The 9,642-nt window shown below is 51.3% G+C and carries 9 protein-coding genes; 8 read left to right on the top strand and 1 reads right to left on the bottom strand.

Features of this window, described 5'->3' with window-relative positions; translation table 11 throughout:
* Positions 1–207 precede the first annotated feature (207 nt).
* The 7 genes from cvpA to hisP all read left to right on the top strand — a co-directional run bounded on the left by cvpA (position 208) and on the right by hisP (position 6,370).
* Complete coding sequence (cvpA, locus tag UC15_RS08825) at positions 208–699, top strand: colicin V production protein (RefSeq protein ID WP_112288114.1); 492 nt, start codon at positions 208–210, stop codon at positions 697–699.
* 30 nt (positions 700–729) lie between these two features.
* Positions 730–2,247 (top strand): amidophosphoribosyltransferase, encoded by a 1,518-nt coding sequence (purF, locus tag UC15_RS08830; protein WP_112288115.1) that lies wholly within the window; start codon positions 730–732, stop codon positions 2,245–2,247.
* A gap of 131 nt (positions 2,248–2,378) precedes the next feature.
* On the top strand, positions 2,379–2,951 hold the full coding sequence (locus UC15_RS08835; protein WP_112288116.1) for a UbiX family flavin prenyltransferase: 573 nt from the start codon (positions 2,379–2,381) through the stop codon (positions 2,949–2,951).
* 322 nt (positions 2,952–3,273) lie between these two features.
* Entirely contained in the window at positions 3,274–4,056 is a 783-nt protein-coding gene (argT, locus tag UC15_RS08840; protein ID WP_112288117.1) for a lysine/arginine/ornithine ABC transporter substrate-binding protein ArgT, read from the top strand.
* A gap of 106 nt (positions 4,057–4,162) precedes the next feature.
* A complete protein-coding gene (locus UC15_RS08845; RefSeq protein ID WP_112288118.1) occupies positions 4,163–4,849 on the top strand; it encodes a histidine ABC transporter permease HisQ in 687 nt (228 codons plus the stop codon).
* Entirely contained in the window at positions 4,846–5,562 is a 717-nt protein-coding gene (locus tag UC15_RS08850; protein WP_112288119.1) for an ABC transporter permease, read from the top strand. Before UC15_RS08845 ends, UC15_RS08850 begins: the two co-directional genes overlap by 4 nt.
* A 34-nt stretch (positions 5,563–5,596) precedes the next feature.
* On the top strand, positions 5,597–6,370 hold the full coding sequence (gene hisP, locus UC15_RS08855; RefSeq protein WP_095922859.1) for a histidine ABC transporter ATP-binding protein HisP: 774 nt from the start codon (positions 5,597–5,599) through the stop codon (positions 6,368–6,370).
* 61 nt (positions 6,371–6,431) lie between these two features.
* Here hisP and pepT read toward each other — a convergent pair whose 3' ends face one another.
* Positions 6,432–7,664 (bottom strand): peptidase T, encoded by a 1,233-nt coding sequence (gene pepT, locus UC15_RS08860; RefSeq protein WP_112288120.1) that lies wholly within the window; start codon positions 7,662–7,664, stop codon positions 6,432–6,434.
* Between the two features lie 158 nt (positions 7,665–7,822).
* On the opposite strand from pepT, the gene UC15_RS08865 reads away from it, so the two are divergent.
* Complete coding sequence (locus UC15_RS08865; protein WP_112288121.1) at positions 7,823–9,418, top strand: ABC transporter substrate-binding protein; 1,596 nt, start codon at positions 7,823–7,825, stop codon at positions 9,416–9,418.
* Positions 9,419–9,642 lie beyond the last annotated feature (224 nt).

The raw sequence follows: 9,642 nt of genomic DNA on the forward strand, positions 1-9,642 counted from the left end.
GGGCACAAGCGATTTGTGCCCTTTTTCTATAAGATCCTCTGGCTGGGTTTTTATAGGTTTATGCTGCGATTGAGGTTTTTTTAATCGCTATTATTAATTTGTCTGACCGGCAGATTTCCCCTACGCAAACGTTTTCTTTTTCTGTTAGAATTCGCCGCGAACTGGATGCCGGGGTAGACGTGACTGGATTAGACACTGGAATAGTTAATGGTCTGGATTGATTACGTCATTATTGCGGTTATCGGATTTTCTGCTTTAGTCAGTTTGATCCGTGGTTTTGTTCGCGAGGCTTTATCGCTGGTAACCTGGGCTTGCGCCTTCTTTGTTGCCAGCCATTATTACCCTTATCTCGCCATCTACTTCACGCGTTTCGAAGATGAGTTAGTTCGAAACGGGATCGCAATTGCCATCTTGTTCATCGCGACGTTGATCGTAGGTGCAATTGTCAACTATGTGATCAGTTCACTGGTGGAAAAAACCGGGTTGTCCGGCACTGACAGGGTGTTAGGTGTGTGCTTCGGCGCACTGCGCGGGGTGTTAATCGTCTCTGCGATGCTGTTCTTCCTGGATACCTTCACCAGTTTTTCACAAAGTGAAGACTGGAAACAATCCCAGTTGATCCCACAATTCAGTTATATCATCAGGTGGTTCTTTGACTACCTGCAGAGCACGTCGAGTTTCTTGCCAAAACATATTTAGTTCTGGCAGCGCTGAAGAGGAAAAGACAACATGTGCGGTATTGTCGGTATCGCCGGTTTCATGCCGGTAAACCAGTCGATTTATGACGCGTTAACGGTGTTACAACACCGTGGGCAGGATGCCGCAGGCATCGTCACCATTGATGCCAATAATAACTTCCGTTTACGGAAAGCGAATGGCCTGGTGAAGGATGTTTTCGAAGCCCGCCATATGCAACGCTTACAGGGCAACATGGGTATTGGCCATGTGCGCTACCCAACGGCTGGCAGTTCCAGCGCTTCAGAAGCTCAACCTTTTTACGTCAACTCTCCGTTCGGCATCACTCTTGCGCATAACGGTAACCTGACCAATGCTCACGAATTGCGAAGCAACCTTTTTGAAGGCCAGCGCCGCCATGTGAACACCACTTCCGATTCTGAAATTCTGCTCAATATCCTGGCGAGTGAACTGGATCGTTTCCAGCATTACCCCCTGGAAGCCGATAACATTTTCGCTGCGGTTGCCGCGGTGAATTTGAAAATCCGTGGCGCTTACGCCTGTGTGGCGATGATCATCGGTCACGGCATGCTGGCGTTCCGTGACCCGCACGGTATCCGTCCGCTGGTTATCGGTAAGCGCACGCTGGAAGGTGGCCGTAATGAGTACATGGTGGCATCTGAAAGTGTGGCACTCGATACATTAGGTTTTGAGTTCCTGCGTGACGTTGCGCCGGGCGAAGCGGTGTACATCACTGAAAAAGGCCAGCTCTACACCCGCATGTGTGCTGAAAATCCTCAGTACAATCCGTGCCTGTTCGAGTACGTGTATTTCGCGCGTCCTGACTCCTTCATCGACAAGATTTCCGTCTACAGCGCCCGTGTTCGTATGGGTGAAAAGCTGGGCGCGAAAATTGCCCGTGAATGGGAAGATCTGGATATCGACGTGGTCATTCCTATCCCGGAAACCTCCTGCGATATCGCGCTGGAAATCGCCCGTATCCTGAATAAACCGTACCGTCAGGGGTTTGTGAAAAACCGCTACGTGGGCCGTACCTTTATCATGCCGGGTCAGCAGGAACGTCGTAAATCGGTACGCCGTAAACTGAATGCCAACCGTGCTGAATTCCGCGATAAAAACGTGTTGCTGGTGGATGACTCCATCGTGCGCGGCACCACCTCTCAGCAGATTGTTGAGATGGCGCGTGAAGCCGGGGCGCGACGTGTTTATCTGGCGTCAGCGGCGCCGGAAATTCGTTTCCCGAACGTCTACGGTATCGATATGCCAAGTGCCAATGAACTGATTGCGCATGGCCGTGAAGTCAGCGAAATCAATCAGATGATTGGTGCTGATGCGTTGATTTTCCAGGATCTGAGCGACCTGATCGCCGCAGTGAAAGAAGACAATACCGACATCGAGAAATTTGAATGTTCAGTGTTCGACGGTGTTTACGTCACTAAAGACGTTGACCAGAACTATCTGGAATACCTCGAAGCCCTGCGTAACGACGATGCTCAGGCATTGCGTGGTCAGCAGGAAGCTGAAAATCTTGAGATGCACAACGAAGGCTGATTAGCCGGTTGCTGACATTCGCATAAACGCGTCCCTCCGGTGAACAACCGGGCGGGCGCGTTTTTTTATGTCTGGATTTATGTCAGTATTGGCAGCATCAGGTCTGGTTACATTTTTCTAAGGCAGTGTTCATGAAACGACTTATCGTCGGTATTTCCGGCGCCAGCGGCGCAATTTATGGTGTCAGGCTTTTGCAGGTATTGCAGAGCGTGCCTGATATCGAAACTCATCTGGTGATGAGCAATGCCGCCCGCCAGACGCTGACCCTGGAAACGGATCTGACGCTGCGTGATGTTCAGGCATTGGCGGATGTGGTGCATGATTCACGTGATATCGCTGCCAGCATTTCTTCCGGCTCTTTTAAGACGGCAGGAATGGTGATTTTACCCTGCTCGATCAAAACGCTTTCCGGTATCGTGAACAGTTACACCGATGGCCTGCTGACCCGCGCAGCGGACGTGGTGCTTAAAGAACGCCGCCGTCTGGTGTTATGCGTGCGTGAAACACCGCTGCATCTCGGGCATTTGCGACTCATGACCCAGGCCGCTGAGCTCGGCGCTATTATTATGCCGCCGGTTCCGGCGTTTTATCACCGTCCGACATCTGTCGAAGATATTATCGATCAGACGGTAAACCGGGTGATTGATCAGTTTGATATTGAGCTCCCTGAAGACTTATTTGTTCGATGGCAGGGCAGTCGTTAATCTTTCTTCTCCCAATCCGCACTCATTTCGCGCAGTTCAGTTACATTGCACCAACAATGATCACAATTTGATTCATTAAGGTGCAGTGTTCGCCGCCCCTTCAGCTATTCTTCCTTCAGACCTTTGAAAACTTTCATTATCCCGATGCTTTTTTGACCGGTTTTCGTTCTCTCACAGCGGAAAGTGGCTGTGCTGAGAAACGGCACGAAAAGTGCATGAGAAAATCTGGCAAAAAGCCATTTGCATCGTTCAGCAAACTATAAAAAGACGTTCATTCACGCACACACAACCACAACAGATGAATAATCACTGAGGCTAATGTATGAAAAAGTTGTTCAAGGTTCTTCCGCTGGTTCTGGTCTTAGCCAGTGCAGGTAGTGCATTTGCTGCCGCGCCTAAAGCAATTAATATCGGTACTGATCCGACTTACGCCCCATTTGAATCAAAAGACTCCAGCGGCAAGCTGGTCGGCTTTGATATCGACCTGGCTAACGAGATGTGCAAACGTGCAGCCATCAAATGTACTTATGTGGAAAGTGATTTCGATGCACTGATCCCTTCCCTGAAAGCCAAGAAAATTGATGCGATTATCTCCTCGTTATCCATCACCGAAAAACGTCAGCAGGAAATTGATTTCACTGAAAAACTTTATGCCGCTAACGCCCGCCTTATCGCGCCTAAAGGCTCCAAAATTCTGCCCACTCTGGATGCCCTGAAAGGCAAAAACGTTGGCGTATTGCAGGGTTCCACTCAGGAAGCCTATGCCAACGCACAATGGCAGCCAAAAGGCATCAACGTGGTGGCTTACCAGAACCAGGATCTGATTTATGCAGATCTGGCATCTGGTCGTCTGGATGCAGCATTCCAGGATGAAGTGGCAGGCAGTGAAGGCTTCCTGAAACAGGCTGCGGGCAAAGACTATGCGTTTGCAGGCCCTTCAGTGAAAGACGATAAATTCTTTGGCGTGGGCACCGGCATGGGTCTGCGCAAGAATGAAACCGACCTGAAAGACGCACTGAACAAGGCGTTTGACAGCATGCGTAAAGACGGGACTTACGACAAACTGGCGAAAAAATACTTCGATTTTGACGTTTACGGCGGCTGATTTGCGCTGTGAGATGTGCCAAAGGGAGCGGTTTGCCGCTCCCTGCGGTTCTGACGCAGGTTGCCGTTTTGCCTGCGCAGGGATCCATTAAAGACAGGAAAAAACCATGCTGTATGGGTATTCCCAGGTAATTATCCAGGGCACGTTGGTGACACTGGAGCTGGCGATTTCGTCAGTTATTTTAGCGCTGGTGATAGGGCTTATCGGGGCTGGTGGGAAACTGTCGAAGAGCCGGATTATTTCTGGTTTTTTTGGTTGCTATACCACGCTTATCCGCGGCGTACCTGATCTGGTATTGATGTTATTAATTTTTTACGGTTTGCAGATTGCTCTCAACAGCCTGACGGAATCCATCGGCATGTCGCAGATTGATATCGACCCGATGAGCGCCGGTATCATCACGCTGGGCTTTATTTACGGCGCTTATTTCACAGAGACGTTCCGTGGCGCGTTTATGGCGGTTCCACGCGGGCAAATCGAAGCGGCGACCGCATTTGGTTTCAGCGGCTCACAAATTTTCCGTCGAATTCTGTTCCCGGCCATGATGCGTTTTGCGCTGCCGGGTATTGCCAACAACTGGCAGGTTATCCTCAAAGCCACCGCGCTGGTGTCATTGCTCGGCCTGAATGACGTGGTCAAAGCCACGCAGCTGGCCGGTAAAGGCACGTATCAGCCGTTCTACTTTGCGATTGTGGCGGGTGTGGTTTATCTGATTTTCACCACGCTGTCGAACGGCGTGCTGGTATGGCTTGATCGCCGTTATTCGCTGGGTGTGAAGAGGGCTGATCTATGATCGAGATTTTACAACAGTACGGTATGTCCCTGCTCTACAGCGACGGTTACCGATTCACCGGTCTGGCCATCACCCTGTGGTTACTGATCAGCTCCGTCGTCATCGGCGGGTTACTGGCAGTGCCGATGGCCGTGGGGCGCGTGTCTTCCAACAAATTCATCCGCTACCCGATCTGGTTGTATACCTACGTTTTCCGCGGAACACCGCTGTATGTCCAGTTGCTGGTGTTTTATTCCGGGATGTACAGCCTGGAAATCGTGCGTGGCACAGACTTCCTGAATGCCTTCTTCCGCAGCGGACTGAACTGTACGATCCTGGCGCTGACGCTCAATACCTGCGCGTACACCACCGAGATTTTTGCCGGTGCGATCCGTTCTGTTCCGCACGGTGAAATTGAAGCGGCCAATGCCTACGGATTCTCACGCTTTAAACTGTATACCTGCATTATTTTGCCGTCGGCATTACGCACAGCGCTGCCTGCATACAGTAATGAAGTCATTCTGATGCTGCATTCCACCGCGCTGGCGTTTACCGCCACGGTACCGGACGTGCTGAAAATCGCCCGCGACATCAACTCGGCGACGTATCAGCCGTTTTATGCTTTCGGGATCGCAGCAGTGATTTATCTTTGTGTTTCTTTTGTCCTGATTGGTCTGTTCCGCAAGGCGGAAAAACGCTGGCTGGCGCATGTTAAGCCTCAGTCTGCCCATTAAAAAAGCCAACCAATAATTATTGCGGATAAAAACTATGCCAGAAAACAAATTAGCGGTTCTCGATCTCCACAAGCGCTATGGCGACCATGAAGTGCTGAAAGGCGTTTCTTTGTCTGCCAATGCGGGTGATGTGATCAGTATTATCGGCTCATCAGGATCCGGAAAAAGTACCTTCCTGCGCTGCATTAACTTTCTTGAGAAACCAAGTGAAGGTTCGATCAGCGTCAATAATCAGGATATCCGCATGGTGCGCGACACCGACGGTCAGCTGAAAGTGTTTGATAAAAAACAGCTGCAACTGCTGCGTACCAAACTGACGATGGTGTTCCAGCATTTCAACCTGTGGAGCCACATGACGGTGCTGGAAAACGTTATGGAAGCGCCGGTGCAGGTGCTGGGGTTAAGCAAAGCGGAAGCGCGTGAACGTGCGGTGAAGTATCTCGATAAAGTGGGCATTGACGCCCGCGCACAGGGTAAATATCCGGTGAATTTGTCAGGTGGTCAGCAACAGCGCGTGTCTATTGCCCGTGCGCTGGCGATGGAGCCGGAAGTGCTGCTGTTTGATGAACCGACTTCCGCGCTCGATCCTGAACTGGTTGGCGAAGTGCTGCGTATTATGCAAAAACTGGCAGAAGAGGGGAAAACCATGGTGGTGGTAACGCATGAAATGGAGTTTGCCCGTCATGTCTCCAGCCACGTCATCTTCCTGCATCAGGGCGTGATTGAAGAGCAGGGCGATCCTTCCGAAGTCTTTGGCAGCCCGAAAAGTGCCCGCCTGCAACAGTTCCTTTCAGGTGCGTTGAAGTAACATCCGTACGCGCCTTCCCCTCGCACGAGGGGAAGGCTGGGATGATTTTACCTAAAGTAAATCAACCCTTCGCCGCCAGCAGGCAAAGCTGAACGGTGAGTTCATAGGATTTCACAAACGAATTCACCGGCAGGAACTCGAATTTCGAGTGGAAATTATGCGCGCCGGTAAAGTAGTTCGGCGTCAGTAAACCTTTGGCTGACAGCGCTGCACCGTCGGTGCCGCCGCGCATCGGGATCACTTTTGGCTCAACGCCGATCTCTTTCAAACCTGCAAAGATCAGATCAATCGCCCGGCGATCTTCACCGATGGCGCTGCTGATATTGCTGTAGGTGTCACTGATCTCAACTGAGACTTTCGCCGTCGGATACTGCGCGGCGATCTCTTTCGCGACATCATGAATTTTTTGCTTACGTGCTGCAAAACTGGCGCTGTTGAAATCACGAATGGAGGCTTTCAGTTCCGCGCCTTGCTGCGACGCGCTCATGCCATTGAACCAGACATAACCTTCACGGCCTTCGGTGTTTTCAGGCGTTTCTCCGCGGTCAAAATGACCGATGAAATCCTGTGCCATCAGCAGCGGATTCACCAGCACGCCTTTGGCTGACATCGGATGCGCGGTCACGCCGGTAAAGGTGATTTCCGCCGCCGCTGCGTTAAAGTTTTCGTAAACTACTTCCCCGAGTTCGCAGCAGTCGATGGTGTAAGCGAAATCCACATCGAAGCGCGCAAGATCCAGCGCCTTGGCGCCGCGCAGTCCGATTTCTTCGTCCGGCACAAACGCCACCACGATATCGCCGTATTCCTGCTCAGCGGTCAGGTTTTCCAGCAATGTCATCACGACAGTCACCGCCGCTTTATTATCCGCGCCCAGCACGCTGGTGCCGTCGCTGAAAATAATGTCTTCGCCTTTGTAAGGCAGGATCTCAGGGCGCTCGGCAGGGCGCAGCCAGATATCTTTTTCACTATTGAGGCACACATCTTCGCCGGTAAAACGCAACGTCTGCGGGTGAATGTCCGGGCGCAGGCCGACATCCACGGTATCAATATGCGTGATGAAACCGATGCGCGGACCACCTTTTTTGGTGCCGGATTTCACTGCTGTCACTGTCGCGTATTCGTCGATCTGAATGTTTTCCAGACCGAGCTGGTGCAGCTCATCGGCCAGTAAGCGCGCCATATCGTGCTGGCCTGGTGTACTTGGCAGAGTGGTCGCGCTGGCATCACTTTGTGATGTTACGGAGAGATAGCGGTAGAAACGTTCGGTAAGCTGTTTTGCAATTGTTGTCGACATCTTGACCTCTGAATGTGCGCAAATATTGTTCCCTGTTATAAGATTTTCATATATAACAAAGTATTACTACGTGTTATCCAGATGTTAATCTGTTTTTGCTTTATGTTCCACGATGAAGAAGATTTAAACACTCTCCGGACAGGGAAAAAGGGAAAATAATGAAACACAACATATTAAAAATAAGCACAGGTTTACTGGCGCTGGCCATCACAGGTGGCGTTTCTGCAAAAACGCTGGTGTATTGTTCTGAAGGTTCGCCTGAGCAATTCAACCCGCAACTTTACACCTCGGGTACCTCTGTGGATGCCAGCGCGGCACCGATTTATAACCGTCTGGTGGATTTTAAAATCGGTACCACGGAGCTGATCCCTAGCCTGGCGGAAAGCTGGGATGTCAGTGCGGACGGTAAAACCTATACCTTCCATTTGCGCAAGGGCGTGAAATTCCAGAGCAACAAACTGTTCAAGCCGACGCGCGACTTCAACGCCGACGACGTGATCTTCTCGTTCATGCGCCAGAAAGATGAAAATAACCCGTACCATAAAATTTCCGGCGGCACCTACCTGAATTTCGACAGCCTGAAAATGGGTGACCTTATCGGCAGCATTGATAAGGTGGATGACTACACCGTCCGCTTCAATCTGACTCGTCCGGAAGCGCCATTCGTGGCGGATCTGGCGTGGTATTTCGCATCGATTCTCTCTGCGGAATATGCCGATCAGATGCTTAAAGCCGGTACGCCGGAAAAGGTCGATCAGGATCCTGTCGGAACCGGCCCGTTCGAGCTGATGCAATACCAGAAAGACACGCGTCTGCTGTACAAGGCGTTCCCTGAATACTGGCAGGGCAAATCAAAGATTGACCGTCTGGTGTATACCATCACGCCTGATGCCTCGATGCGTCTTGCTAAACTCGAGAAAAACGAGTGTCAGGTGATGCCATTCCCGAATCCGGCCGATCTCGAGCGTATGCGTGCAAATAAAGACATCAATCTGATGAGCAAGGCTGGCCTTAACACCGGTTTCCTCTCGTTCAACACGCAGAAAGCGCCACTGGATAATGTGAAAGTACGGCAGGCACTGACCATGGCGATTAACAAACCGCAAATCATCGAAGCGGTATTCCATGGCACCGGAACCGTCGCCAAAACGCTGCTGCCGACCGGTGTCTGGAGTTACAACGACAAGCTGGTGGATTACGATTATTCGCCTGAGAAAGCCAAAGCGCTGCTGGCCGAAGCGGGAATGCCGAACGGTTTTGATATCGACTTGTGGGCGATGCCGGTTCAGCGTCCGTATAACCCGAACGCCCGTCGTATGGCGGAGATGATTCAGGCGGACTGGGCGAAAATCGGTGTGAAAGCGCACATCGTCAGTTACGAATGGGGCGAATATCAGACCCGCATCCGTAACGGCGAGCACATGGCGGCACTGATGGGCTGGACGACGGCGAACGGTGACCCGGATAACTTCTTCGGTCCGCTGTTTACCTGTAACGCCGCGAAGGGCGGTTCGAACTCAGCCAAATGGTGTTACGCACCGTTCGACAAGCTGATTACCGAAGCGAAAGAAACCACCGATCATGCCAAACGCGTCGCGCTTTACGAACAAGCCCAGCAGATGATGCACGATCAGGCCCCTGCGGTGATGATCGCCCACTCGACCATTTTCGAACCGGTCCGCAAAGAAGTGACCGGTTATGAAGTGGATCCGTTTGGGAAACATGTGTTTTATCAGGTGGATTTGAAGGAGTAAATCCTGAGGGGAGAGATTAAATTGTGAAAGTTTCGGTTTCTCAATAATAGTTCTCACGCGAGATATTTCGCCGAAACCGAGCAGAGGGGAAAGGCTTTTCCCCTCTGCACTCCCCTCGCTTTTTCACTGCGCGCTGTCGCTGGAACGAAGGACATGTTCTGATCGTTCTGAGTGTGGCGCAAAATGTCATCGCTCCGCGATTCCCTCATTTCAGGCTTCGAGCC

The sequence above is a fragment of the Rahnella sp. AN3-3W3 genome (assembly GCF_003263545.1).
GTDB lineage: Bacteria > Pseudomonadota > Gammaproteobacteria > Enterobacterales > Enterobacteriaceae > Rahnella > Rahnella variigena.

Bases quoted from the DNA above. Each gene is read 5' to 3' on its own strand.
- cvpA (WP_112288114.1), top strand. From the start codon at position 208: ATGGTCTGGATTGATTACGTCATTATTGCGGTTATCGGATTTTCTGCT.
- purF (WP_112288115.1), top strand. From the start codon at position 730: ATGTGCGGTATTGTCGGTATCGCCGGTTTCATGCCGGTAAACCAGTCG.
- UC15_RS08835 (WP_112288116.1), top strand. From the start codon at position 2,379: ATGAAACGACTTATCGTCGGTATTTCCGGCGCCAGCGGCGCAATTTAT.
- argT (WP_112288117.1), top strand. From the start codon at position 3,274: ATGAAAAAGTTGTTCAAGGTTCTTCCGCTGGTTCTGGTCTTAGCCAGT.
- UC15_RS08845 (WP_112288118.1), top strand. From the start codon at position 4,163: ATGCTGTATGGGTATTCCCAGGTAATTATCCAGGGCACGTTGGTGACA.
- UC15_RS08850 (WP_112288119.1), top strand. From the start codon at position 4,846: ATGATCGAGATTTTACAACAGTACGGTATGTCCCTGCTCTACAGCGAC.
- hisP (WP_095922859.1), top strand. From the start codon at position 5,597: ATGCCAGAAAACAAATTAGCGGTTCTCGATCTCCACAAGCGCTATGGC.
- pepT (WP_112288120.1), bottom strand. From the start codon at position 7,664: ATGTCGACAACAATTGCAAAACAGCTTACCGAACGTTTCTACCGCTAT.
- UC15_RS08865 (WP_112288121.1), top strand. From the start codon at position 7,823: ATGAAACACAACATATTAAAAATAAGCACAGGTTTACTGGCGCTGGCC.